This window comes from Streptomyces sp. AM 4-1-1 (assembly GCF_029167625.1).
Lineage (GTDB): Bacteria > Actinomycetota > Actinomycetes > Streptomycetales > Streptomycetaceae > Streptomyces.
The window spans coordinates 5,166,801-5,190,648 of the sequence record NZ_CP119145.1; the positions used below are offsets into that span (position 1 = coordinate 5,166,801).

Genomic DNA, 23,848 nt, shown 5'->3' on the forward strand with positions numbered 1-23,848 from the left:
GCTCCCGTACCCGTACCGCCGACACCCGCGAGGGGTCACCCGCTGCCGCGGAGCGACCCCTCGCGTACTCATGCCGACGTCGGCCGATGTGGCGTCAGCGCAGGCTCTTGGCGAGAGCCGCGGCGAAGCCGTTCTGCCACAGGCGGTTCACCTGGTTGCGCTCGGTCGTGTCCGGGTACCGGTTGGTGCACGACGGGCCGGGGCCGCCACCGGACATCAACTTGCTGCACGGCGCCGAGTAGTTGTCCGGAAGACCGAGCACATGCCCGGTCTCGTGCGCGGTGACCCGGACCGAGTCGTACTGCCGGTTCTGCGCGTAGTCGAGGAAGATGTAGCCCCGACCGTGACCGTTCGTGCTCGCGTACGAGCCACGGGAGTCGTTGCCCTCGTAGTAGAGGAAGTCGGCGTTCGACCCCTCCTGGAGACGGACGTTGGAGACCGAGCTGTTCCAGATCTGCGCGCTGCTCGCTATCTGGCTCCGGAAGCTGGGCGCGTTGGCCGAGCTGTAGACGACCGTGACCGACTGGGCGCCCGGGTTCGCGGCGCGCTTCTGCGCGACCGACTTCACGACCGCCTGGAAGAACGCCTCGTTCGCGGCGGCGTCCTCGCGGGAGCCGACGGTCTGTGTGTAGCCGGCGGACTGTATGTAACCGGCCTGGGGAGCCGGTACGGAGGGAGCGGGCACAGCAGGGGCCGGAGCGGCGATCGCGGGAGTGGTGCCCAGCGCGGCGGCGAGGCCGAGGCCGAGGCCGACGACGGCCGACAGGACTGTCCTGGGGTGTCTCATGTGGGGGTTCTCCTACCAATCCGATGAACCCGTCCGGGTGAGGTCCGGTGAACGGACCCGGTACGGGTGCGGTACGGAGAGAGTGTTGAGGAGATACGGCCGCGGCGGATGATGCCAACCCGCGATAACACAACCGTATCGCCCACCCCAACAGCCCATGAATTGGTGGGGTTTCGTGCGATTGTGGCCCCTGGTGCGACGGCCTCGGGCCGCCCTAGGCTCAGCGGCATGGAGCTTGAGGTGAGGCACCTCAGGGCGCTCTGCGCCATCGCCGACGCGGGAAGCCTGCATCGAGCGGCCCGCAGGCTGGGCGTGAGCCAGCCCTCCCTGACCACCCAACTGCGCCGGATCGAGCATTCCCTCGGCGCCGAACTGTTCCGACGCGAGCGGACCGGTTGCAGCCCGACCCTCCTGGGCCGCGCCGTCCTCAGCCGTGCCCGTCCCCTCGTCGACGGAATGACCGCCCTGGTCAGCGAGGCCAAGGCGGAGGCCGACGGCGCGCGCGACGGCGGCCCCCGGCTGCGCATCGGCTCGACCGCGAGCCGGGTCATCGGCGACTGGCTGCGCCGGCTGCGCACACGGCTGCCCGGCACGGACATCTCGCTGCGCGTCGACGTCTCCGCCCACGTCCTGCTGCGCACGGTCGAGGTCGGCAGCCTCGACGTCGCGTTCGTGCACGAGGTGGAGGGCAGTCCGCTCACCATCCCGGAAGGACTGGAACAGCGCGTACTGGTGGACCGCGAACCGCAGTTCATCTCCCTGGCCCGGGACCACCCGGCCGCTTCCCTGCCGGTGGTCGACCTCGGTGACCTGGCCACCGACCGGTGGATGGTCGACCCCACCGTGGACGGCGAATGGGACGGCCTGCGCCGGGTCCTCGGCGCGGCGGGCCTCGCCCCGACCATGCTGCACGGCGACTACCTCACCGCGGCCTCCCTCGTCGTGCTCGGCGAGGTGGTGGCCCCCTGCCAGCCCACCTCCGGGCCGCGCGACGACATGGCGATCCGCCCCCTGCGGGACGACCCGCTGGGCGTACGGCTGCTGTTGGTGTCCCGGCCGGGGACCGACATCGACGTGGCGTACGGGGAGTTGGAGTCGGCCTACCGGGACGCGGCGCGGCGGGCGGCCGAGTACCACCAGTGGCTGCTGCGCCACCGCAGCCCGCTCGCCGACCCCGGGACGGGCGTGACACCGTCCCCGGCGTACAGCCCCTGACGGCACCGGCGCCGGCACCGGCACCGGTATCGGCCAGGGGTCGAGGGGGCCGACAGCCCGGTCGGCCTCTCGGCGGCGGACGACGGCCGGCCCCTGACCGGTGGACGACGGATCGGCCCCTGTGGATGACGTCCAGCGCCTGACCGGCGGCGACGGACCGGCCGACACGCCCGCCTGTGCGGAGTTCCGCCGAGGGCGTCCCGCCGAGGGCATTTCGCCGAGGGCGAGAACCGTTCCGCCGACAGCGAGAACCGTTCCCGCGCGGCCCGGGTCCGGGCAGGGTCGGACACATGAAGCTCCTGATGCTCGGCGGAACCGAATTCGTCGGTCGCGCGATCACCGAATCCGCCCTCTCCCGAGGCTGGGAGGTCACGGTCCTTCACCGGGGCCACCACCCGGCGCCGCCGGGCGTGACGGCGCTGCGCGGTGACCGCACCGCCGACGACGGCCTCGCCGCCCTCACCCCGGGAGGCGGCCGCGGCGACGCCGGGACCTGGGACCTGGCCGTCGACACCTGGAGCGGTGCCCCCTCAGCCGTACGGGACGCCGCCCGGCTGCTCTCCGGACGGGTCGGGCACTACACGTACATCTCCAGCCGTTCCGTGTACGACCACCCGGCCCCGGCCGGGCTGCCGGAGGACGGGCCACTGGTGAGCGGCGCCTCCCCCGATGCCACCGGTGATCTTCCGTACGCGCTCGCCAAGCGAGGCGGTGAACTGGCCGTGCTCGACGCGTTCGGGAAGCGGGCGCTCCTCGCCCGCGCCGGACTGATCCTCGGCCCCGGCGAGAACATCGGCAGGCTGCCCTGGTGGCTGACCCGGATCGCCCGCGGCGGCCGGGTGCTGGCCCCGGGGCCGCGCGAGGCGGCCCTCCAGTACATCGACGTCCGCGACCTCGCGGCCTGGGTCCTGCGCGCCGCGGAGGACGGGCTGCACGGGCCGTACAACCTGGTCGGTCCACCGGGCCACGCCACCATGGGCGAGTTGCTGGACGCCTGTGCGCACGCCACCGGATCACGGGCCGAGCTGTGCTGGACGGACCCCGAGCCGATCCTCGCGGCGGGCGTCGAACCATGGACCGATCTGCCGGTCTGGCTGCCGCCGGGGGAGCTGTACGACACCATCCACGCGGGGAACGTCGACAAGGCCCTGGCTGCCGGGCTGACCTGTCGGCCCGTCACGGAAACGGTCACCGACACCTGGCACTGGCTGATGTCGCTGGGCGGCACCGCGCCCCGGCGGCCCGACCGGCCGCAGGTGGGGCTCGACCCGCGGACGGAGGAGCGGCTGCTGGCCGGTCCGGTCACTGGTCACGCGATGGGCACGGGGGAGTCCGCCCGCAGTCGCCCTTCCCCCTCGTGACGCGTTCTCATGACGCCCCGTCATGAGGACAGTAGGCGGACGCATGGGTGACGCCCGGCGTGGCATGTGCACGAATTGGGAACATAAGATGCATATTGCGCTGTATGGGAACACAAGCGCGTAGGCGCGGCAAAGGAACCAGAACGGCGGTGGCGGTCGCGGCGGCCGCGGCACTGGTGGGCATGCTCGCGCCCACCGCCCTCGCCGATCCGCTGCCCGGTGGTCTCGGGCCCTGCATCGGCAACTGCCCCTCGGTCTGGCCGGACCCGAACAACGGGCCCGTCACCTACCACGACAGCAACGTCAACGTCTTCGTCGGCGGCGACTTCCTGGTACGGGAGGCCGCCGCCGAGGCCGAGGGCAAGGTCGTCACCCTCGGCTCGTTCGACATGAACAAGCGCGCGGGCGCGTCGATGATCTACAACGTCGGCGTCGCGGGAGTGGGTTCACGCGTTCCGCCGCCCAACGACGACGACTACCTGATCGTCGGTGACGACCTGACCGTGGCACCCGGCCAGCGGCTGCTCGCCGAGGAGGGGACGAACATCGGCGTGGTCAGATACGGGGGGAACCTCTCGGGGACCGTGATCCCGGCGGCCATCCACGACCCGGACGCCGCCGCCCCGTACACATCACTGCGCCCTGAGCTGACCGAGGCCAGCCACTGCTACGCCTACGACGGCAACCAGCGCCGGGCGGCCACCGGTACGTGGCAGCGGACCGGTTCCGACATCGTCTTCACCGGGGACGGGCAGTCGGCGATCCAGATCTTCTCCGTCGACGCCGACCTGGTGTCGGCGGCGGACGGGGAAGCGGGCTTCCAGTTCGACGCCATCCCGGCAGGCGCGACCGTGCTCGTCAACATCTACGGCAGTGACCGCAACATCAAGACCTTCATGGGGAACCTCCCCAACGCCGGTCTGCGCGAACATCTGCTGTGGAACTTCCCGGACGCCACCTCGATCGGTCTGTCCGGCAGCGGCCAGTTCCAGGGCAGCGTGCTCGTGGGCCAGCAGTCGAGCGTCACATCACTGTCGATGAGCGGCACCAACGGCCGCTTCTACACGGCCGGTTCGCTGACCCACACCTCAAGCGGCCAGTCCGGCGGCGCGGAACTTCACGCGTATCCCTTCGAGGGCGATCTGCCGAGCTGTGCGGCAAGCCCGTCGCCGACCCCCACGGAATCGCCCACCCCCACCCCCACCCCCACTCCCACCCCGACCGAGACGCCCACCCCGACACCGACGCCGACGCACGGGACGCCGACGCCCCCTGTGACCCCGACCCCGACCCACAGCTCTCCGAGCCTCCCGGACACCGGGCCGCACGACGGTGAATGGATTCTCGGTGGCATCGCCGGGACCCTCTTCGCGGGCGGCGCCGCGATGACGATGGCGGCCCGAAGGGTACGCCGCCGTCACTGACGAGTGTGATCGAGGGGCCGTACGGGGGCGGGGGCGGAGGCGCGGAACTTCCGGGTCGCCGCCCCCGCCTCGTCCCCCTACGGCCTCCGCTCTCCCCGTACGGGAGCCGGCGTCCCGGCACGCCGGCCGCCCCCGTACGGCTTCGCCTTCGCCGCCCCCGTACGGCCTCCGACACTCCCGCGCCGTACGGTGGGGGGTCCGAAGGGCCGTGGCACCCGGGACGGGGAAAGAGCCCCGCCGCCCCACGGAATCCCCGGCCGCGCCCACACCTCGGCCGGGCACGCCCCCGTCGCGTCGCGGCTCCGCCGTGCCGCGGCGGGACCCGCGAGAGGAGCGTCCCATGACCGTGCCCACACCCGCGCCCACCCCGGCTCCCGGGCCCGAGCCCGTGAAAAGCGCGGTCATCGCGGTGACCGGTGCGAGCGGCAGGATCGGCGGCCGGGTCGCCCGGCGGATCACCCGCGCCGGCGCCCCCGTACGCCTCCTCGGCCGTGATCCCTCCCGGCTCCCCGAACTGCCCGGTGCGGTCGCCGCGCCCCCCGTCTCCTACGCCGACCCGAAGGCGATGCGCACCGCACTCGAAGACGCGCACACCCTGTTCCTGGTCTCCGCGCGCGAGAGTGCCGACCGCGTCCGCGAACACACCGTCGCCGTGGACGCCGCCGTCGCGGCGGGCATCGAGCGCATCGTGTACGTGTCGTTCCTCGGCGCCGCGCCCGATGCCACGTTCACCTTCGCCCGCGACCACTGGTACACCGAACAGCACATCCGGGCCACCGGTCTGCGCCACACCTTCCTGCGCGACAGCTTCTACTTCGCCGCGCTCGCCGCGATGACGGGCGCCGACGGGGTGCTGCGCGGACCGGCGGGCGACGGCAGGGTCTCCGCCGTGGCCCACGACGACATCGCGGACGCCGCCTCGGCGGTGCTGCTGGACCGCGCCGACGGAGGTACGGGCCACGACGGGCGGACGTACGACCTGACCGGACCCGAGGCGCTGACCCTGGACGAAGTGGCCGGTGTGCTCGGCCGGTTCGCCGGACGCCCGGTCCGCTACGAGGCGGAGACCCGGCCGCAGGCGTACGGTTCACGGATGCGCCACGGCGCACCGGACTGGGAGCTGGCCGGCTGGGTCACGTCCTACGAGGCCATCGGAGCGGGGGAGTTGGCGACGGTCTCGGACGCCGTACCCCGACTGACGGGCCGCCCGGCGAAGGACCTGGCGACGTACCTCCGGGAGAACCCGGACAGCTACGCCCACTTGCTGCCGTCCTCGGGCTGACCGCCGGGAAGCCGCCCCTCCCGTACGCCTCAGCGCACGCCCCGGACGGCGGACTCGTACAGGGCCTTGACGTTCCGCCCGAAGTACGCGCTGTACGAGATGTCGTCGGTGGGCCCGCCGGTCCGGTAGCCACCGATCACGCCGATGAGGTCACCGCTCCCGGTCCGTTCGTCGAAGTCGGCGAGGAAGGGACCGCCGGACGAACCGCCGCTGTACCCGTCGCAGTCGATGCGCAGATACGTGCCCGGCCAGCCGGGGAAAGCCGCGGGCCGGGTGCCGCTCGTACAGTTCCTGGGCGGTGGGTCGGCGCCGGGGTAGGCGACCAGACGTACCCCGGAGTGCCGGAACCCGGTGTCCGTCCAGAGGCGGTTGCCGCCCACGGTCCGCTCCACCTGCCGGTGGTCGGCGCCCGGTCCCACTTGGAGGAACGCCACGTCGTACTGGGCGTACCTCTGCTTGTCGGTCGGGTAGCGCCCGTCCATCCAGACCCGCGCCCGGCCGCTGTCCCGCACCACCGTGAACAGACCGTACGGGGCGACGAGTCTGCCCGATCCGTCCCTCCGCAGGCCCGGGGCGAACGCGAGCCGTTCGGCGTTCTCGTGCCCGGTCACGCAGTGGGCGGCGGTGACGACGAGATTCCGTCCCGGGCTGGACACGACGCTCGCGGTGCAGAAGTAGATGCTCCGCCGCTCCACCCGGAACAGCGTTCCCACGGACGGCGGACCCGCCGACCGGCCACTGGGCGTCCCGGCGGCGCCGGACCGCACGACGGCCGACTTCTCGCTCCCCGGCCAGACCCGCGCCGTCGCCATCCGTTCGTCCGTGAGGTACGCGGTCGCGTCGGCGGACGACCAGCGGTCGAGATCCGCGGGACGGCTCACCCTGGGCGCGGGTGACCCGGCCGCCCCCAGCACGAGCAGAGCGGCAACGGACAGCGCGACCCCCGCGCGGCGGGAAGCGGAGCGACGACGCATGGGCGGACGAAAGCCTTTCGCGGCGGGACCGCCGGGGCCGGGCGGGGCGGTCGGACGGGGCCGGGCAGGGCGCTCGGACGTGCGGAGAAGTGGCGAGCGGGTGCTCAGTGGACTGTATGCGGACGGCCGCTCGAACCCTGGCCGCGACGCAGCGCACACGACCCGGATGGCCACACACCACACGCGATCGGCGCACCGCGGGCCGCCGTCAGGCCGGCTCGTCGCTCCGCGTCAGCCACAGGCCGACCCCGGCGCCGATCGCGACGACCCCGCTGCCCACCCGGGCGAGGATCGACGTGGTGCCGGTGAGGTCGGCGAAGTTGGTGAAGTAGAGGCCCGCGGCGAGAGCGGCTACGAGCAGAATCCAGAGCATGGGCTTCACGGGGGACGTTCTCCTGTGCGGGGAAGTGACCGGCCGGCCCTGTGCGGGCGGCCTTGCTTGCGTGTTCCACTCTCCTCGGAGCCCCGGCCGCGCACAGCGGAGCCGGCTCCCGTTTCGGGGGTGTAGCCCGCTACACCCACCGACCGGCGTGGTGCGGACGACGGACGCCGCGTCGCCCACGGAACGTACCGGCCCGGAGCCCCCACCCACGCCCTCCGGCACCCGTACGCCCTCCGGCCTGCGCGTCCCCCGCCGGCCGGGCGTCACGGCGGCTTCCCCGGCCACCCGGCGGACCACCGCACACGTATATGTGTGGAAAAACGGTGTTGCGCAGAGTCTGGTGCGGGAGTCGGTGCTTCCCTAAACTGCCGCTGCTCGACGGCCAGTTCGGCCGTGGGCACGCCATCGGCACGCGCGTTCGACAGCAGCGTCGCCACCGCGCAGAGGGAGGGAACCGCCATGGTCAAGCACTACTTCAAGTACGCCCTGAGCACGCTCACCGCCGCCATGTTCGTCAGCATGGCCTGATCCCGTCCGGCCCCGGCCTGGGCCGGGTGCGTATCACCGGCCCAGGCTTCAGGAGCCCTCATTGTTCGGTACCGCCCTGAGTCAACTCCGCTACGGCATGGCGATCCTCCGCAACCGGAGCATCCGCCCCCAGGACCTCGACCGGATCGCCCGCGACCTGGTCGCCACCCTCGCCGAGTTCGGTGAACCGGGGGCCGACTCGGCGCTGCTCCCCGGCCAGGCCGGGCAGGTCGACCCCGAGATACGCCGCACCGTCACCAGGAGAAGCCTGCGGGCCACCGCACGCGCGGCCGTCCGGCACACGTCCTACTACCACCGGATCTTCGGTGAACTCGGACTCGACCCCGACTCCCTCACCACCGAGACCTGGTCGCAGGTGCCCGTCACACCGAAGAAGGCGCTGCGCGGACTGCCGACCGCTTTCGTCTCCACGGCCGCCACACCCGCCCTGATGGCGCTGACCACGGGAACCAGCGGAACCCCCACCGCCGTCTGGTACTCCCGCGCCGAACTGGACACCACGATCGCCTTCAGCACCATCTCCGCCGCGCTGGGACTCGGCCTGCGCCCCCGGCACACCATGGCCTACGCGGGCTGCTCCAGAGCGACCCTGCCGCTGATCAACGCCGAGGAGTCGACCACCCGGGTCGGCGCCTCGTTCGTCCAGTTCGGCACGATCGACCCCGTGGTCGCCCTCGACCGTCTCGCGGCGCCGCTCGGCCTGCCCGGCAAGGCCCCGCAGATCACCCACCTCACCACGTCCGCGTCCTACCTCTCCGCGCTCGTGCAGCACGCCGAACAGGACGGCTGGCGCCCCGCCGACTTCGGGCTGGAGAGCATCGGAGTGGGCGGCGAGGTGCTGTCCGGACCGTTGCGCGAGCGGGCCGAGGCCGCCTTCGGCGCCCCCGTGTCGACGTCCTACCTGATGACCGAGACACTGCCCTCCAGCGGCACCCCGTGCTCCCGGGGCCATCTGCACCACACCACCGAGTTCGGGCACCTGGAAGTGCTGGACCCCCTGACCTGGAGCCCGACCGGACCGGGCGGAACAGGCATGGTCGTGCACACCCCGTACGTCCCGTACCGGGAGTGCACACTCCTGCTGCGGTACGCCACCGGCGACCTCGTCCGCCTGCCCGACGCGGAGCCGGACTGCGAACTGGCGCACCTTCCGGCCACCTCCACCATCCTGGGCCGTTGGTCGGGACCGCTCAGCGCCACCGTCCCGACCAGGGACGTCCTCGACGTGATCGAGGCGGAACCGGACGTTCCGCTGCCCGCCCGGTACACCCTGACCGAAGAGCCGGACGGCGGCGTACTGCTGCATCTGCTGGTCCGGACCCTGCCCGCCGCGACGCTGCGACGGGCCCTGGAGGGGCGGATCGCGGCGTCGGGGATGGCCGTGACCGGCCTCGTGCTGTACGACGACCGGTCGGCCATGCCGCCGACCGGCCCGGTCCGCGCGGATCTGCGCGAACACGCCTTCCAGCCGGTTCCGCAGGCCGCCGCACGGATGGGGAGTGGCGCATGAACGTGATCGCGCTCGTCGCACTGAGCTGCTGCGCGGCCGCGCTGATGGCCGCCGCGGGCTGGTACCTGGTCCGGGTCCGCATGCCCAGACCGCCGGTGGGTGTGTACGTCTCCGGTGACATCGCCGTACTGAGCGTCTGTGTCGTGCTGGCCCCGCTGCTCTACCTGGCACTGCCGGGGCTGGCGGTCTCGGCCCTGTTCGGTCTGGTCCTGTGTCTGGCCGCGCAGTTCACACTGGCCCCGGTCTGCGGAAACCGCTGGGCCTGGTGGGTCGCCCTCGCTGCGACGGCGCTGACCGTGGCCCTCGTCGGCCGGCCCGTCGCGGTGCGCGTGTGCACCGACGTCCTGCTCGCCGTCGCCGTGGTGGGCGTGGCCAACCTGTGGGCGCAGAGCGGGATGCGCTCGGCGCACGTGGCCGCCTTCGCGGCGGCCCTCTCCTGCTACGACCTGGTGGCCACCGCCCTCACCCACGTCACGTCGGACTTCGTCACCCAGGTGCAGGACCGGCCGTTCGCCCCGCTGCTCGCCCTGACGGGCGGCCGCCTTCCGGTGGCCGTGGGCCTCGGGGACCTGCTGCTGCTCCTGGTCTTCCCACTGGTCGCGGCCAAGGCTTTCGGCAGGCCGGCCGCACTGCTCGCGGCGGGCGTCGGAGTGGTCGTGACCAGCGTGATCGGTCTGCTGTTCGCGCTCGGGACGCTGACGGCGGGCTTCCCCCTGCTGACCGTGCTCGGCCCGCTGATCGTGGTGCAGCACCTGATCTGGACACGACGTACGGGCGGCGAACGCACCACGGCGTCCTGGCGAAGCGGCTCAGCGACCCCGTCCACCCGCCCGGACCGCCGCCGCCCCGACCCGCAGATCACGGCTGCACTGGCCGTGAACGTGCCCGAGGAACTGCCGGAGGGCACCTGGCTGGCCGTCAACGACGGCCGCCTCATCGGCACGGGCAGCACTCCGGGCCTCGCCCGCCGGGACGCCGGACTGCGCGAGACGGAGGTGCCGCCCGTGGTCCGACAGACCTGACGCGCCCACAGGGCCCGCTCCGCGAGTGACGTCCGCGACGCGGGGGGGATGGGGCGGGTGACGGCCGGGCATCCTCGGCCGGCCCTGCCTGTCCTGCCCGGTCCTGCCCGGTCTTGCCAGTCCTGGTGGTCCTGGCGGTCAGGCGAGGGGTCCTGCCGGCGCAACGCGGGGATGCCGCCGATCCAGTACGTGTGGGCCACGGCGGTGACGCGAAGCCGTACGACGGCGCTTCCTGCTGTCTGCCGCCCTACAACCCGGACCCTTCCCCACCCGCGAACACCTCGTACGGACCGGAGTAGTCGTCAAGGGTTGTGGATCGTGCTGTTGACGTCCATCGGGACTGCTCCGACTCGTTCCGGGTGAGTTCGTACTCGACTTCACTGTGCACGGAGCCCTCGATCACCTCCGGCCAGTCACCGGTGAAGGGGCGGACGAAGGACAGTCCCGACTTCTCCATGACGCGACGAGAACGGGTGTTGACGGCCATCGTGTTCGCCGTGACCCGGTCGACTCCCGGACCCGTGAACCCCTTGTGGATCAAGGCCCGGGACCCCTCGGTGGCGTAACCATGTCCCCACGCTGCCTGGCGCAACCGGTAGCCGAGTTCGACTACGGCTGTGCTGTGCTCCTCCAACGGCCGGAACGCGAACCAGCCCAGGAAGGTACCGGTGGCCTTCTCCGGGACGGCCCAGTAGCCGCAGGTCTCCCAGCATGGGTAATCGTGCAGGAGCCGGGGCAGGGTCCACGTCTCGATCGCCTGGCGGCTGGTGGGACGGCCACCGTTGACGAAGCGCATGACCGCGTGGTCGTTGTCCAGTGCGAGCAGGTGGTCGGTGTCGGCCGCCGTGAACGAAGAGACCTGGCCGCACGAAGCGGTCGGGTCTCTTCGTTCACGGCGGCCTGCGGCGCAGCCAGGCCGTCAGAGCGGGACGATCAAGCCTTCTTGGTCTCCAAGTAATGGGCCGGGTCGGTGACCTGCGGGGATCTTCCCTGTGGGCCGCTGACCTGGCCTTTTGTCGTTGGCCAGCGATGGGCCCTGACGGTCCTGATCAGGTGTCCTGCGGACTATGTGCGGACTCGTTCCGGCTCAGAGAGCGAGAGCTGAGTGTCGGAGAGGGGTACCCGGATGCGGGCGCTGAGTCTGGCTTCTGGGGCTTCGGTGCGGCGGCGGTTGGAATCCTCACGCTCGGCGAAGCGGCGGTTCTCCATGAGAGCCCCCCTGTGCTGCTGCCCCGGCCACCAGCAGCTTTCCGACGGATGTGCCCTCACCGGTTGCCGACCCGGTCGTTGTTGGTGGTCGTCACGGGTATGCAGTGGTAGCGAGCCAAGGACGGCCCTGGGTCTGCCGACGCGGTGCCCTTCGGCGGTTCTCGAACCGAAGCGATGTCCGAGCCATCAAGTACATTGCCGCACAGGCGCCTTGACTGTGCTGGCCCCACTCGGACGGCTATGGGGCGCCACGTAGCCCCTTGGATGGAGTATTGCGGATCGTGGTGGGACTTGCACTCTAAGTAGTAGAATGACCTGGTCATGGCGGACAGTTGGCCAAAGGAGTTGCGGACGTGCCAAATGCGGTACCGAACAGGCCAATTTATCACATCACGCATATTCGTAACTTACCAAGGATTCTCGCTCAAGGCGGGCTGTTCAGTGACAATTCCGCTGCCCGGCAGAACCTTACCGACACGGATATCGGAATGCCTGGCATCAAGCAGCGTCGACGCACAACATCGGTCGATTGTGGACCTGGAGGCACGCCTGCAGACTATGTCCCATTTTATTTCTGCAATCGATCTCCCATGCTTGCCTCTATTAATTACGGCAATGTTCCGACCTATCGTGAGGGGCAAGACCCGGTCGTCTACTTGACCTCAAGCCTAACTGCAGTAAGAAGCTCTGGCCTCCCTGCTGTATTTACCGAAGGGAACGCAGGGGCTACATTCGTTGATTTCCATTCCGATGATGTCGAACTCTGTGAGAAGCTCATCGACTGGCAGCTGATGACTCAGAAGTGGTGGAATGACATACCCGAAGATCCGAACCGGGCGAGTCGACGTCAGGCCGAATATCTAGTGCACAAATTCTTCCCAATCTCACTCGTGGCTTCAATAGTTGTTCATGACGAGCGCCGGGCCGATGAAGCTCGGGCTATTCTCACCGAACGCGGTGTTTCAATTCCCGTCGTGGTGTATCCTGAGTGGTACTACTAATGAGTGGAGGGGTGGCGACGGTGATCCAGGAATCGCAAGGCAACCTGCTTGAAGCGGACGCGGAAGCCATCGTTAACACTGTCAATACTGTTGGTGTCATGGGGAAGGGTATTGCCCTGCAGTTCAAGCAGGCTTTCCCTGAGAATTTCAAGCAGTACAAGGCTGCCTGTGACCGAAGCGAAGTGAGGGTCGGTGAAATTTTCGTCCATGACGCTCACCACCTAGGCCCCCGTCGATACGTTCTGAACTTCCCGACGAAACGTCACTGGCGCAGTAAGTCGCGCATCGAGGATATTCAAGCAGGTCTCGATGCGCTGGTTGAAGTGGTGAAGAAATACAATATTGAATCCGTTGCGGTTCCCGCTTTGGGGTGCGGGAATGGTGGGCTTGATTGGGGCGACGTCCGTCCCATGATCCAAGCTGCTTTTGAACCCTTGTCGACGGTTAAGGTGCTGGTGTTCCCGCCAGCGGGTGCACCGGCGCCTGATTTGATGCCGGTCCATACCGGCGCACCGAATATGACCCGGGGAAGGGCCGCTCTAGTGGCTCTACTGAGTGGCTACGTCGAGCAGGCGAGATCAGAGCGTGTTGAGGCCCCTGGTGGAGCATCGCTGCTCGAACTCCAGAAACTCATGTATCTGCTTCAGGCTGTCGGAACGCCTATGCGGCTGCGCTATGAGAAAGCGCAATACGGACCTTACGCCGAGAATTTGAATCATCAGCTTCAGCGTATGGAAGGCCATTTGGTCCGAGGGTATGGCGACCGAACTCAGCGCGTGCTCGATTTTCATCCTGTCACGCTTACGCGGGATGCAAAGGCATCTGCGGATTCTTGGATCGAAGAGCATCGCGATGTGCAGCTCAAGGAATCTATCGATAAGGTTCTTGAGGTGATCGATGGATTTGCCTCTCCGTACGGCCTTGAACTGCTGTGCACGACGCACTGGGTCATTCATGAGCTGGGGGCTGATGCGCCACAAAGTGCCGTAATTGACACGCTCCAGAAGTGGAGTCGCCGTAAGGCGGAGATCTTTACTGAACGACACGTTTCGATTGCCCGGAAGCGCCTGCAAGAGAAGCAGCTGGGTGCGCTCTCTGTCTGAGTAGCCCAGATGAGTGGCGGCGGAAGCTGAGTCGTCAACCAAAAGACCAATGACTATCGTTCGCCGCATCGCCATCATGGCGAAGGGCCATCCTGGCAGCCAGTTGGTCCGCAGTTGACGTTTCTAATCCCAGCCGTCGAGGTAGACTTCCGGGCCTCCCGCCAGGTATCGGTAGAGGGCACTGGCCGTGGTGTCGACGAAATTCTCGGGTACTGCGTCGGCGTCGACCCACCGGACCTGCGCGTGCTCGCGGGGCTCGCGGTTTTCGGGTTCGCCGGTCCATTCGTGGGTGGCGAATACGACCGTGAGGAATCCATTGGGGGACTCAACGCCCCAGGCCCCGTGAATGATGTGCGCGACCTTAAGGGACTCGGGCTTCACCGTGAGGCCGGTCTCCTCGTAGAGCTCGCGGACTGCGGTTTCCGTGATGGGCTCGCCTGGTTCGCTCTTGCCGACCGGGAGGTCCCACATGCCCTGGGCGAACTTGGCGTTCTCGCTGCGCTGGAGGAGGACGACTCGGTTGGTGGCCTTGTCGTGGACGATGACGGCGGCGACCAGCAGGGTCATGGATTCGAGGGCCGGCTTGAGCGCCTTCGGCTGGTCGTCGGTCTGCTGAGCCACGGGGTTCCCTTCGTGGGTCTGTAAAACGTTCGGCTCTGTCTCACATTCGGTGGTGACTCTGCGTGGTGTTATCCGAGGAGGATGCGGTGGCGAAGGAGGGTGAAGCCTGCTCGTCCGTGCATCTGGCGGGCAATCCGCTTGGTCTTGGTGTTGACGCCCTCGGTCGGGCCGTTGCTGTACGGGAGTGTGAATGCGGCGATCACAGCGTCGCGGTCTCGCTCGAGACCGCGGGTGAAGGCGTGCAGATACGGCAGATCGGCCGCGCGGACCTGGGCGACCCATCGGTCGAGTGCATCGGCGTTTTCTGGCTGAGGCTTCAGAAGTAGAGCGAAGGTCCGGATGTGGGTTGCCAGTTGGGTCAACTCGGGGCAGGCGGCGGTGAGCCGGGCCAGGAGGTCGTGGTGCTCGGCCTTGAGGTTGTCGGGCCTGGTGAGGAGCATCCGGCGAGTCTGCGTGCGGAGATATGGCTGCGGTCGGCGTCCGCGCGCCCTTGGTTGATGTACTTGTGCAGGAGGTTGAGGCAGCCCGTGAAGCCAAGGGCCTTGATCTCTCCGAAGAGGTGCTGGACGGGGACGGCGGGGTCGTCAGCCCGGCGTTTGCGCAGGTGCTCGCGGTAGGGATCGACGAGGCTGGCGCGGTATTTCGGGACGCGGAGCATCCGCTCGGGCCGGTCGGCTCGGGCATAGCGTTTGACGGTATTCAGGGCCAGATGCAGACGGCGGCCGCACTCGAGGAGACCCACGCCCTGGTCGAGGAGGTCGTGAATCTGGTGCCAGCGCTCCAGGGTGGTCCGTGCGCGGGGCCCGTCATACAGGGGCGCCTCCAGCACGGTGGCCCAGCAGGTGCTGTGCGCCTTGATCTCGCTCAGGGCGGCTTCGCACAGGTTGTGCCATAAATGCCGGCGGTCACCGACCTGCACTGCATCGGGCAGAGCGCGGCGGATGGCCTCGGCGTAGGTCGCCGAGCCGTCACGGCACACGATCTCGACGCTCCGATGTTCGCGCAGCCAGGCTTCCAGAGTGTCAGCCGTGCGGTCGGGCAGCACGTCGATCCGCTCATGGGTCTCGGCGTCGATCACCACGGTGGCATAGCGGTGCCGCCGGCGCAGAGCGAAATCGTCGACGCCGATCACGCGGGGCGCCCGTCCCGTGGGCAACGGAATCCGCAACAGGGCCCGCAGAGCCGTGTGACGCGACAGGCCTACCGCGAGTATCGCCAGTACGCGCGTCCCTGCCCGGCCCGCTAACTCCTTGACTACCGCCTTGACCTGCGCGGTCAGGCGGGTGGTGCGTCGCTGATAACGCTCCAGCACCCCGGGCACCTGCTCGCGGAAGGTGTGGCGGCAGCCGTGTGTCGGACAGACCAGACGCCGCACCCGTACACGGACCACCACTCGTCGGCCGTCGACCGGTACGTCGGCCACGGTCCGCCAGTGATACCCGTGAACGCGCCCCGACGAGGCCCCGCACACGGGGCAGGGCGCGGTCTTCTGCGGAGTCCGCGCCCTCACCACGACCCGCTCGCCCTCGTCGACCACATCCTCAATGACCAGCGGAGATATCCCCGCAAATACCATCTGCGCAAGCTGGTTGACATCCATCACATCGATGTCAACGACACTCACCACGCAGAGTCACCACCGAATGTGAGACAGAGCCGAACGTTTTACAGACCCAGGCCACGAGGTGGGTCGCACAGTTACTCACAGCTCGCGCCGTCTGACGAATGATGCCCTCGCTGCCACGAGCAGCGAGGGCATCGGGATGCGCTCTGGGCGCGCCTGCGCCACGGAAGAAGTTGCACCATGCCAGTGTGTCCGGGCGTATCCGCTTCCGTGATCAGCCGTCGGAGCTGACGCCGCCTTCGTCGGCCATTGCCCGCCGGGGCCGGCCTCCGTCGTGTCGACGAACGGTTCGGGCTCCTTGCAGTGTCCGGCTGGCGGGGAGCGATCAGCAGGTCCGCCGACGTGGTGGCGCCTACCCGAGGGCGGCGGCAGCGGCCTTGTAGCCGGCAGCCTGGGTCGGGGTGAGGTAGTGGCTGACGCGGATGAGTACGGTGCCGCTGACAAAATCGTACTCGGCGAGCGTGGGCATGCCCTTGGTGACGTTCTGGATGTAGTCGGCGCGGGCCTGGGAGTCGGCTGCGGTCGTGAAGACCTCGATCGCTCCGCCGAGCCCGACGCTGCCGGGCTCCGCGTCGGCGACGTCGTCGACCTTGATGCGGAGGTCCGTGAACGTGACCTTGCTGGTGTACTGGTTGGGGCGGCCGAGGAGATGGTTCGGGTCGTCGTCCTCGGTGACAACGCCCGAGAGCTTGGCGGACGCGACTTTGTGGGAAAGGGCCTTGAAGGCGTCGCTGGCCGTGGGCTCCTTCGCTGCCGGCTTGGTCGGGACGTCAGCGGTTGCAGTGGTGGTGTTCTTCGACTGGTCGTTCGTCTGATCACTCCCCGACTCGCATGCCGTCATGGCCGCCAAGGCGATGACGAGGGCAACAGCGGACAGGGCGGTCTTACGCATGACGGCTCCGAAGTGTGGCGGGTTTGAGTGCGTTGATCAGGTCGCAGAACTATTGCACTGTGATGTCGCAGTGCGTGCGGATACCGGAAGACCGGCTGGTGTCAGTGCCCGGCGGATAGGTGGCGGTGGGCCGGGTACGGAGGAGCACGTGGGCTTGTCCGCTATCGTCTATCGGCAGTTTCGGACACTCAGACGTGCGGAACAGGGTCGTGGACCGGTGAGGCTGCTTCTGGGAACGGAGGCTGGTCCCGGGCATGCTCACACCGCGGCCACTGGGTAGCGTCCCTCGGGTGAATGTTCATATCAACGATGTGCCCGACGGACTGACCCGACGAGCACGATCCTTTGTCGCCGCGCATGGCGTCAGTGTCGTCGTTCGTCCCGTCGAGGGGCACAGGCGTGGTGACTTGAGCGGGACATCCCAGCAGTGGTAATCGATCGACTGGTGGCCTACGAGAGCGATGGGGCGGTCTGCTCTTGCCGCCCACACCGCAGTGCGACAGAGGCTCCAAGTGCCTCGATTCGGAATCGCCCGAAGCAGATTCTGCGGGGTGGTGGTTCTAAGAGGATGTCTCACGTGGTTGGTTGCTGATGCGGCATGATGCTGGCTGATCGGTCCGTCTGGTGAGTTCGGTATCCAGGCAATAGGTGGGTATAACCCTCCGGATCTACGCGCACCTGCGGCCGGGAGAACAAGACCGCACCCGCTCCGTCATGGACGCCGTTCTCGGCGGCCTGCGGACCGGGTGCGGACAGGTGGGCGATCTGATCAGCGAAACCGCAGGTCAGACGGCCTGGCCATAGATCAAGCCTTCTTGGTCTCCCAGAAGATCTTGTCGATCTGCGCGATCAGGTCGAGCGCCTTCTGGCCCGTCGCCGGGTCGTTCGAGCCCTTGGCCGCGGAGAGCGCCTTCAGGGTGTCGTTGACCAGCTGGTGCAGCTCCGGGTACTTCTCGAAGTGCGGGGGCTTGAAGTAGTCGCTCCAGAGCACCGACACGTGGTGCTTCGCGAGCTCCGCGCGCTGTTCCTTGATCAGGATGGCGCGGGTGCGGAAGTCCGCGTCCTCGTTGGCCTGGTACTTCTCCTGGACGGCCTTGACGGACTCCGCCTCGATGCGGGCCTGGGCCGGGTCGTACACGCCGCAGGGAAGGTCGCAGTGGGCGCTGACCTTCACCTTGGGGGCGAACAGGCGGGAGAGCATGAGCTGTCCTTCCTCGTGATCGTCTTCTCAGGTGGGACATTACTCCGTGAGGCACGCCTTTTCGCGGCTGGCCCATGGGCTTAGGCCAAAAGTCCGGGGCGGATAGGGACTGAGAGGCGCGATGTGCGCAACGGTGTACTGGACGGATGTACCGAAGGACCGGGGAGGTGCCGGAGATGCCGGAGCTGACGCAGGAGCCCCGACGCGGGCTGGCGGGGCGAGTGCCGTTCCAGGTGGTGGAGGTGACGGGGCCGTCCATGGTGCCCACGCTCTACCACGGGGACCGGCTGCTGGTGCAGTACGGGGCGCCGGTGCGCCCGGGTGACGTGGTGATCCTGCGCCATCCGTTCCAGCAGGACCTGCTCGTCGTGAAGCGGGCCGCCGAGCGGCGGGAGGGCGGCTGGTGGGTGCTGGCCGACAACACGTTCGCGGGCGGGGACAGCACCGACTACGGGGCCGTGCCGGAGGAACTGGTGCTGGCCCGGGTGCGCGTCCGCTACCGGCCGCTGACGTCCGACCGGCGGTCGGTGCGCGCGGTGCTGGGCTGGGCGGTGTCGGCGCTGCGGCCGGTGCTCGCCGACCGTTCCGTCTCCAGACGCTTGCGGGCCCGGTAGGCGGCGACATTGGCGCGGGTCGCGCAGCGGTCCGAGCAGTAGCGGCGAGAGCGGTTCGTCGAGGTGTCCAGATAGGCGTTGCGGCACGGGGCCGCCTCGCACAGGCCGAGCCGGTTCACGCCGTGCGTCGTCAGATGGAACGCCAGGCCCATCGCCGCGATGGCGGCGTACCCGGCCGTCGCGTTCGACGGGTGGTCGGCCAGGTGCATGTGCCAGTCGGGTCTGCCGTTGTCGTCGCGGACCTCGTGGCCGGAGATCTGCGGGCTGACCGGGAACTCCAGCAGCAGTGAGTTGAGCAGGTCGACGGCGAGTGTCTCGTCGCCCGCGTCGGCCGCCTCGAAGACCGCGCGCAGCCGCCCCCGTACGGACCGGAAGCGCGTCACGTCCGAGTCGGTCGTGCGCCGGGCCGCCTGGCGGTTGGCGCCGAACAGGTCGCGGACCGCCTCGACGGACGTCAGGGAGTCCTTGCCGCGGGCCGGCTCCTCGGTGTTGACCAGGCGCACGGCGTAGTCCGAGTAATAGGCCAGTTCCACTTGTAGTCCTTACGGGCGTCGGTCTAAAGTCGGTACCATCGGTGCTGTAACGGCCGACTGTGCTTCGAGAGTATTACGCTGTGGAGGGTTTCGGATGACGGCAGCCGAGCAGGGCACCAACTGGCAGTCCTGGCAGGAGAGCTGGGACCGGCAGCAGGAGTGGTACATGCCCGACCGCGAGGAGCGGTTCCGGGTGATGCTGGACATGGTCGAAGCCCTCGTGGGGCCCGAGCCCAGGGTGCTCGATCTCGCGTGCGGTACCGGAAGTATCACGGACCGGCTGCTCAAGAGGTTCCCCCGGGCCACCAGTACCGGCGTCGACCTCGACCCGGCGCTGCTCGCCATCGCGCGCGGTTCCTTCGACGGCGACGGGCGGGTCACCTTCGTCACCGCCGATCTCAAGGACCCCGACTGGACCGAGCGGCTGCCGTACGACTCGTACGACGCCGTTCTCACCGCCACCGCGCTGCACTGGCTGCACGCCGAGCCGCTGGCCGGGCTCTACCGCCGGATCGGGCGGCTGGTCAGGGACGGTGGGGTGTTCATGAACGCGGACCACATGATCGACCCCGAGACCCCCCGCATCAACGCCGCCGAACGCGCCCACCGGCACGCCGTGATGGACCGGGCCAAGGCGGGGGGCGCGCTCGACTGGGCGGACTGGTGGGCGCTCGCCGCCGAGGACCCGGTGCTGGCCGGGCCGACCGCCGAGCGGTTCGAGATCTACGGAGAGCACGCCGACGGGGACATGCCCTCCGTGCGCTGGCACGCCGAGACGCTGCGCGGGGCCGGGTTCGCGGAGGCGCGGACGGTGTGGAGCTCGCCGTCCGACAGTCTCGTACTCGCCGTCAAGTAGCCGGTCGGGGTCCTTGCCGGGGCATCGGCCGGTCGGGTCATCTCCTGGTCATCGGCCGCCGGACGGGGGTGGACCGGGCCGGCGGGGCGGGTACGCGCGACGCGGGCGGCGCGGACTCCCGTGCCGGGGGCCAGTGCTCCAGCAGTACGTGCAGGGCCTCGACCCCCCGCTCCCAGGACGCCCGCACATCACGTGAGTCGTGGAAGGCGCCGTTGGCCTCCAGGGCGCTGTAGCCGTGGAAGGTGCTGCGCAGCAGCCGTACCGCGTCCGTCAGATCCGGCTCGGGCAGGTCGTACGCGCGCATCATCGAGTACGTGACGTCCAGGGTCCTGGCGTAGGCCGGGGACGCCGTGGCCACCTCCGGGTCGACCGGGAACTGGGTCGCTGCGTACCGTCCCGGCCGCTCCAGTACGAACGCCCGGTAGGCGTCGGCGAACGCCACGAGGGCGTCCTTGCCGGCCCGGCCCGCCACGGCGGCTGAGATGCGGTCGGCGAACTCCGAGGACGCCAGCAGCGCGACCCCGGTCCGCAGGTCCCGCAGGTTGCTGATGTGCGAGTACAGGCTGGCGTCCTTGACGCCGAAGCCCCGCGCCAGGGCGGACACCGTGACGTTGTCGAACCCCACGGCGTCCGCCAGGTCCGCCGCGGCCTCCACCACACGGTCTCTCGTAAGACCGGCACGTGCCATGCCCCACCTCCGTTTCACCGGGAAACCCGGACGAAAAAACCTAGTAGCTCTAGGCGGGGGCCCAATATACGTGCGGTGGCGGGCGCCGCGGCCGGGCGGGGAAAGGGGACAGGAGCGGGGATACGGGGACGGGTGGTACGGACGTACGGGGCGACCCGTACGTCCGTACCACCCGTCCCGCGCCACTCGCGCGCCCGTGTCCGGTGGCCGTCCCGTGCCGCTACAGCACCTTCGACAGGAACGACTTCGTCCGCTCGTGCTGCGGATCGGTCAGTACGTCGCGCGGGTGGCCCGATTCGACCACCACGCCGTCGTCCATGAAGACCAGCGCGTCCCCGACCTCACGGGCGAAGCCCATCTCGTGCGTCACGACGATCATCGTCATGCCGTCCTCGGCGAGTCCGCGCATGACGTCCAGGACGTCGCCGACCAGCTCCGGGTCGAGGGCCGACGTCGGCTCGTCGAAGAGCATCAGCTTCGGCTCCATCGCCAGCGCCCGCGCGATGGCGACCCGCTGCTGCTGGCCGCCGGAGAGCTGGGACGGGTAGTTGGCCGCCTTGTCGGCGAGACCGACCCGGTCCAGCAACCGCTCCGCGCGGGCCCTGGCGACGGCCCTCGCCTCGCGCTTGACCTGGACCGGGGCCTCCATGACGTTCTCGATCGCCGTCATGTGCGGGAAGAGGTTGAAGCGCTGGAAGACCATGCCGATGTCCCGGCGCTTCAGGGAGACCTCGCTGTCCTTCAGCTCGTACAGCTTGTCGCCCTTCTGGCGGTAGCCGACCAGCTCGCCGTCGACGTACAGCCGCCCGGCGTTGATCTTCTCCAGGTGGTTGATGCACCGCAGGAAGGTCGACTTGCCGGAACCGGACGGGCCGATCAGACAGAAGACCTCACGCGGGGCGACCTCCAGGTCGATGCCCTTGAGGATGTGCGCGGCCCCGAAGGACTTGTGGACGCCCTCGGCCTTCACCATGGCGGTGGTGGTCATGCCATCCCTCCCTTCGGACGGCCCAGCGAGAACACGCCGGCCCTGATCCGCTGCAGCGGGGTCAGCGGCAGGCTCCGGCTCGAACCGCGTGCGTAGTACCGCTCCAGATAGAACTGGCCGACGCTCAGCACCGAGGTCATGACGAGGTACCAGGCCGCGGCGAGGAAGTACATCTCCACCGGGGCCCCGGACGTCTGGCCGATGTCCTGGGCGTATCTGAAGAGTTCGGAGAACTGCACCGCCGAGACGAGCGAGGTCGTCTTCAGCATGTTGATGACCTCGTTGCCCGTCGGGGGCACGATGACGCGCATGGCCTGCGGGATCACGATGCGGCGCAGCGTCCTGCCGTGGCTCATGCCGAGCGCGTGCGACGCCTCGGTCTGGCCCTCGTCGACCGAGAGGAGACCGGCCCGGCAGATCTCCGCCATGTACGCGGCCTCGTTGAGGCCGAGGCCGAGCAGCGCCGTCAGGAGCGGCGTCATGAAGCTCGACCAGTAGTCCTTGTAGATCGGACCGAGGTTGATGTACTCGAAGACCAGGCCCAGGTTGAACCAGACGAACAGCTGGACCAGGACCGGGGTGCCGCGGAAGAACCAGATGTACGACCAGGCGATCGACGCCGTGACCGGGTTCTTCGACAGCCGCATGACGGCCAGCAGGATGCCGCCGACCACGCCGATGACCATGGACAGCACGGTCAGCAGCAGGGTCTGGCCGACGCCCTTGACGATCCGGTCGTCGAAGAAGTAGTCGGGGACCGCCCCCCAGTTGATCTTGCCCTGCCCGAAGGCGTAGACGATCGCGACGAGAGCGGCGATGGCGATGACCGCGGAGAGGTATCGCCCGTAGTGCCGGACCGGGACGGCCTTGATGACCGCCGGTCCGGCGCTCGGGGTGCCTTCCGGGTCCCGTTCGGTGATGTCAACAGACACGGGTACTGCCTTTCAGTGACGCGGTACGGGTCCGGTCACTTGCCGCCGTTGACGGCGGCCTCGGTCACCGCTCCGGCCTCGACACCCCATTTGGTGACGATCTTGCCGTACTCGCCGTTCTTGATGATCGCGTCGAGCGCGGCCTTGATGGCGTCCCGCAGCTTGGTGTTCGACTTGCTGACCGCCATGCCGTAGGGGGCGGCCTGGACCTGGTCGCCGACGATCTCGAAGTCCTTGCCGCCGCCCGAGGTCTTGACCGCGTACGCGGCGACCGGGAAGTCGGAGGAGCCGACGTCGGCGCCGCCGCCGCGCAGCCGGGTCTGGGCCTGCTGGTCGTCGTCGAACGGCTCGATGGAGAGCTTCTTCGCACCGCACTTCTTGGCCTGCTCCTTGGCCATGTCGTGCGAGATCGTGGCGCGCTGGACGACGATCTTCTTGCCGCAGAGGTCGTCCCAGCCCTGGATGGACCGGGTCTTCCCCTTGAGGGTGTAGAGCGACACCCCGGCGTGGAAGTAGTCGACGAAGTCGACACCCTCGCCGACCTTCTTGCCGGTGTCGGCGTCGACGCCGTTCTGGCGGGCCGCCGTGTCGGTCATCGCCGACATGGCCACGTCGTAGCGCTTGGACCGCAGGCCGGTCAGCAGCGCGTCGAAGGTGCCCTTCTCGAACTCGAACCGCACGCCGAGCTGCTTGCCGAGGGCATCGGCCACATCGGGGTCGATGCCGACGGTCTTGCCGCTGTCGTCCTTGAACTCGACCGGCGCGTACGCGATGTCCGAACCGACCTTGACGACGCCCTTCGCCTTGATCTCGGGAGGCAGCAGATCGGCCAGCGGGGCGCCCTGGGCGGATGCCTTGCCGGAGCTGGACACCGAGCCGGAGTCCGGGGAACCGCTCTTCGTCTGGTCGCCGCAGGCGGTCAGCAGCATGGTGCCGGCGACCGCGATCGCGCCGACCGCTGCTATCCGTGACTTCGCGGCCGTGTGACGCCTGGTGCTTGCGGTCATGGTCGGGTTCCTCCGCGGGTGAGGGAGACGTTGCCGGTGGGGCGGGTACGCGCCTTCGTGCGCCCGCCACCTG

The 23,848-nt window shown here is 69.0% G+C and carries 22 protein-coding genes and 3 pseudogenes; 12 read left to right on the forward strand and 13 right to left on the reverse strand.

The genetic code is table 11. The features are described 5' to 3' along the window. Positions 1–94: 94 nt before the first annotated feature. Positions 95–787, reverse strand: a complete 693-nt coding sequence (snpA, locus tag PZB75_RS22060) for a snapalysin (protein ID WP_275537026.1) — start codon at positions 785–787, stop codon at positions 95–97. Between the two features lie 228 nt (positions 788–1,015). Between snpA and PZB75_RS22065 the strand changes: the two genes are divergently transcribed. The 4 genes from PZB75_RS22065 to PZB75_RS22080 all read left to right on the forward strand — a co-directional run bounded on the left by PZB75_RS22065 (position 1,016) and on the right by PZB75_RS22080 (position 6,069). Beyond that, entirely contained in the window at positions 1,016–2,002 is a 987-nt protein-coding gene (locus PZB75_RS22065; RefSeq protein ID WP_275537027.1) for a LysR family transcriptional regulator, read from the forward strand. 290 nt (positions 2,003–2,292) lie between these two features. Further along, a complete protein-coding gene (locus PZB75_RS22070; protein ID WP_275537028.1) occupies positions 2,293–3,363 on the forward strand; it encodes an NAD-dependent epimerase/dehydratase family protein in 1,071 nt (356 codons plus the stop codon). Between the two features lie 149 nt (positions 3,364–3,512). Beyond that, positions 3,513–4,787, forward strand: a complete 1,275-nt coding sequence (locus PZB75_RS22075; RefSeq protein WP_343286256.1) for a choice-of-anchor A family protein — start codon at positions 3,513–3,515, stop codon at positions 4,785–4,787. 388 nt (positions 4,788–5,175) lie between these two features. After that, complete coding sequence (locus tag PZB75_RS22080; RefSeq protein ID WP_275538816.1) at positions 5,176–6,069, forward strand: SDR family oxidoreductase; 894 nt, start codon at positions 5,176–5,178, stop codon at positions 6,067–6,069. A gap of 29 nt (positions 6,070–6,098) precedes the next feature. On the opposite strand, the gene PZB75_RS22085 is transcribed toward PZB75_RS22080, so the two are convergent. Both PZB75_RS22085 and PZB75_RS22090 read right to left on the reverse strand, forming a co-directional pair. Continuing rightward, positions 6,099–7,043 (reverse strand): trypsin-like peptidase domain-containing protein, encoded by a 945-nt coding sequence (locus tag PZB75_RS22085; protein WP_275537030.1) that lies wholly within the window; start codon positions 7,041–7,043, stop codon positions 6,099–6,101. A gap of 208 nt (positions 7,044–7,251) precedes the next feature. Continuing rightward, positions 7,252–7,425: a hypothetical protein gene (locus PZB75_RS22090; protein WP_275538936.1), complete on the reverse strand. Its 174-nt coding sequence runs from the start codon at positions 7,423–7,425 to the stop codon at positions 7,252–7,254. A gap of 393 nt (positions 7,426–7,818) precedes the next feature. On the opposite strand from PZB75_RS22090, the gene PZB75_RS22095 reads away from it, so the two are divergent. From PZB75_RS22095 to PZB75_RS22105, 3 genes are all read left to right on the forward strand, one after another. After that, positions 7,819–7,953, forward strand: a complete 135-nt coding sequence (locus PZB75_RS22095; protein WP_275537031.1) for a hypothetical protein — start codon at positions 7,819–7,821, stop codon at positions 7,951–7,953. A gap of 61 nt (positions 7,954–8,014) precedes the next feature. After that, on the forward strand, positions 8,015–9,484 hold the full coding sequence (locus tag PZB75_RS22100) for a phenylacetate--CoA ligase family protein (RefSeq protein ID WP_275537032.1): 1,470 nt from the start codon (positions 8,015–8,017) through the stop codon (positions 9,482–9,484). Beyond that, entirely contained in the window at positions 9,481–10,506 is a 1,026-nt protein-coding gene (locus tag PZB75_RS22105) for a hypothetical protein (RefSeq protein WP_275537033.1), read from the forward strand. The genes PZB75_RS22100 and PZB75_RS22105 overlap by 4 nt, the downstream gene beginning before the upstream one ends. A 247-nt stretch (positions 10,507–10,753) precedes the next feature. Here the strand turns inward: PZB75_RS22105 and PZB75_RS22110 are convergent. Next, positions 10,754–11,359 (reverse strand): annotated as a pseudogene (locus PZB75_RS22110) (GNAT family N-acetyltransferase); the annotation flags it as partial. Positions 11,360–12,068: 709 nt separating this feature from the next. On the opposite strand from PZB75_RS22110, the gene PZB75_RS22115 reads away from it, so the two are divergent. After that, on the forward strand, positions 12,069–12,716 hold the full coding sequence (locus PZB75_RS22115) for a DUF4433 domain-containing protein (protein WP_275537034.1): 648 nt from the start codon (positions 12,069–12,071) through the stop codon (positions 12,714–12,716). Between the two features lie 11 nt (positions 12,717–12,727). Further along, positions 12,728–13,819 carry a macro domain-containing protein gene (locus PZB75_RS22120; RefSeq protein ID WP_275537035.1) on the forward strand — a complete coding sequence of 364 codons (1,092 nt, stop codon included), beginning with the start codon at positions 12,728–12,730 and terminating at the stop codon, positions 13,817–13,819. 123 nt (positions 13,820–13,942) lie between these two features. On the opposite strand, the gene PZB75_RS22125 is transcribed toward PZB75_RS22120, so the two are convergent. The 3 genes and pseudogenes from PZB75_RS22125 to PZB75_RS22135 all read right to left on the reverse strand — a co-directional run bounded on the left by PZB75_RS22125 (position 13,943) and on the right by PZB75_RS22135 (position 16,956). Beyond that, entirely contained in the window at positions 13,943–14,440 is a 498-nt protein-coding gene (locus PZB75_RS22125; protein ID WP_275537036.1) for an NUDIX domain-containing protein, read from the reverse strand. Positions 14,441–14,508: 68 nt separating this feature from the next. Beyond that, positions 14,509–16,049 (reverse strand): annotated as a pseudogene (locus tag PZB75_RS22130) (ISL3 family transposase). 367 nt (positions 16,050–16,416) lie between these two features. After that, positions 16,417–16,956 carry a hypothetical protein gene (locus PZB75_RS22135; protein ID WP_275537037.1) on the reverse strand — a complete coding sequence of 180 codons (540 nt, stop codon included), beginning with the start codon at positions 16,954–16,956 and terminating at the stop codon, positions 16,417–16,419. A 654-nt stretch (positions 16,957–17,610) separates the two neighbouring features. Here PZB75_RS22135 and PZB75_RS32070 point away from each other — a divergent pair. Beyond that, a pseudogene (locus PZB75_RS32070) lies at positions 17,611–17,760 on the forward strand (site-specific integrase); the annotation flags it as partial. A gap of 1 nt (position 17,761) precedes the next feature. On the opposite strand, the gene sodN reads toward PZB75_RS32070, so the two are convergent. Continuing rightward, positions 17,762–18,157 (reverse strand): superoxide dismutase, Ni, encoded by a 396-nt coding sequence (gene sodN / locus PZB75_RS22140; RefSeq protein ID WP_136203216.1) that lies wholly within the window; start codon positions 18,155–18,157, stop codon positions 17,762–17,764. A 176-nt stretch (positions 18,158–18,333) separates the two neighbouring features. Between sodN and sodX the strand changes: the two genes are divergently transcribed. Then, positions 18,334–18,771, forward strand: a complete 438-nt coding sequence (gene sodX / locus PZB75_RS22145) for a nickel-type superoxide dismutase maturation protease (RefSeq protein ID WP_275537038.1) — start codon at positions 18,334–18,336, stop codon at positions 18,769–18,771. Here the strand turns inward: sodX and PZB75_RS22150 are convergent. Then, complete coding sequence (locus PZB75_RS22150; RefSeq protein WP_275537039.1) at positions 18,654–19,304, reverse strand: CGNR zinc finger domain-containing protein; 651 nt, start codon at positions 19,302–19,304, stop codon at positions 18,654–18,656. The genes sodX and PZB75_RS22150 overlap by 118 nt on opposite strands. A 94-nt stretch (positions 19,305–19,398) precedes the next feature. On the opposite strand from PZB75_RS22150, the gene PZB75_RS22155 reads away from it, so the two are divergent. Next, positions 19,399–20,160 (forward strand): class I SAM-dependent methyltransferase, encoded by a 762-nt coding sequence (locus PZB75_RS22155; RefSeq protein WP_275537040.1) that lies wholly within the window; start codon positions 19,399–19,401, stop codon positions 20,158–20,160. Between the two features lie 37 nt (positions 20,161–20,197). On the opposite strand, the gene PZB75_RS22160 is transcribed toward PZB75_RS22155, so the two are convergent. From PZB75_RS22160 to PZB75_RS22175, 4 genes are all read right to left on the reverse strand, one after another. Beyond that, on the reverse strand, positions 20,198–20,848 hold the full coding sequence (locus tag PZB75_RS22160) for a TetR/AcrR family transcriptional regulator (RefSeq protein ID WP_275537041.1): 651 nt from the start codon (positions 20,846–20,848) through the stop codon (positions 20,198–20,200). Between the two features lie 220 nt (positions 20,849–21,068). Then, positions 21,069–21,836 carry an amino acid ABC transporter ATP-binding protein gene (locus PZB75_RS22165; protein WP_275537042.1) on the reverse strand — a complete coding sequence of 256 codons (768 nt, stop codon included), beginning with the start codon at positions 21,834–21,836 and terminating at the stop codon, positions 21,069–21,071. Then, positions 21,833–22,768: an amino acid ABC transporter permease gene (locus PZB75_RS22170; protein ID WP_275537043.1), complete on the reverse strand. Its 936-nt coding sequence runs from the start codon at positions 22,766–22,768 to the stop codon at positions 21,833–21,835. Before PZB75_RS22170 ends, PZB75_RS22165 begins: the two co-directional genes overlap by 4 nt. Positions 22,769–22,803: 35 nt before the next feature. Next, positions 22,804–23,775 (reverse strand): ABC transporter substrate-binding protein, encoded by a 972-nt coding sequence (locus PZB75_RS22175; protein WP_275537044.1) that lies wholly within the window; start codon positions 23,773–23,775, stop codon positions 22,804–22,806. Positions 23,776–23,848: the final 73 nt, after the last annotated feature.

What these genes read in the sequence shown, in the direction of transcription:
- PZB75_RS22135 (WP_275537037.1), bottom strand. Translation starts at nt 16,956, where the DNA reads ATGCGTAAGACCGCCCTGTCCGCTGTTGCCCTCGTCATCGCCTTGGCG.
- snpA (WP_275537026.1), bottom strand. Translation starts at nt 787, where the DNA reads ATGAGACACCCCAGGACAGTCCTGTCGGCCGTCGTCGGCCTCGGCCTC.
- PZB75_RS22175 (WP_275537044.1), bottom strand. Translation starts at nt 23,775, where the DNA reads ATGACCGCAAGCACCAGGCGTCACACGGCCGCGAAGTCACGGATAGCA.
- PZB75_RS22155 (WP_275537040.1), top strand. Translation starts at nt 19,399, where the DNA reads ATGACGGCAGCCGAGCAGGGCACCAACTGGCAGTCCTGGCAGGAGAGC.
- PZB75_RS22160 (WP_275537041.1), bottom strand. Translation starts at nt 20,848, where the DNA reads ATGGCACGTGCCGGTCTTACGAGAGACCGTGTGGTGGAGGCCGCGGCG.
- PZB75_RS22070 (WP_275537028.1), top strand. Translation starts at nt 2,293, where the DNA reads ATGAAGCTCCTGATGCTCGGCGGAACCGAATTCGTCGGTCGCGCGATC.
- PZB75_RS22105 (WP_275537033.1), top strand. Translation starts at nt 9,481, where the DNA reads ATGAACGTGATCGCGCTCGTCGCACTGAGCTGCTGCGCGGCCGCGCTG.
- sodX (WP_275537038.1), top strand. Translation starts at nt 18,334, where the DNA reads ATGCCGGAGCTGACGCAGGAGCCCCGACGCGGGCTGGCGGGGCGAGTG.
- PZB75_RS22165 (WP_275537042.1), bottom strand. Translation starts at nt 21,836, where the DNA reads ATGACCACCACCGCCATGGTGAAGGCCGAGGGCGTCCACAAGTCCTTC.
- PZB75_RS22085 (WP_275537030.1), bottom strand. Translation starts at nt 7,043, where the DNA reads ATGCGTCGTCGCTCCGCTTCCCGCCGCGCGGGGGTCGCGCTGTCCGTT.
- PZB75_RS22065 (WP_275537027.1), top strand. Translation starts at nt 1,016, where the DNA reads ATGGAGCTTGAGGTGAGGCACCTCAGGGCGCTCTGCGCCATCGCCGAC.
- sodN (WP_136203216.1), bottom strand. Translation starts at nt 18,157, where the DNA reads ATGCTCTCCCGCCTGTTCGCCCCCAAGGTGAAGGTCAGCGCCCACTGC.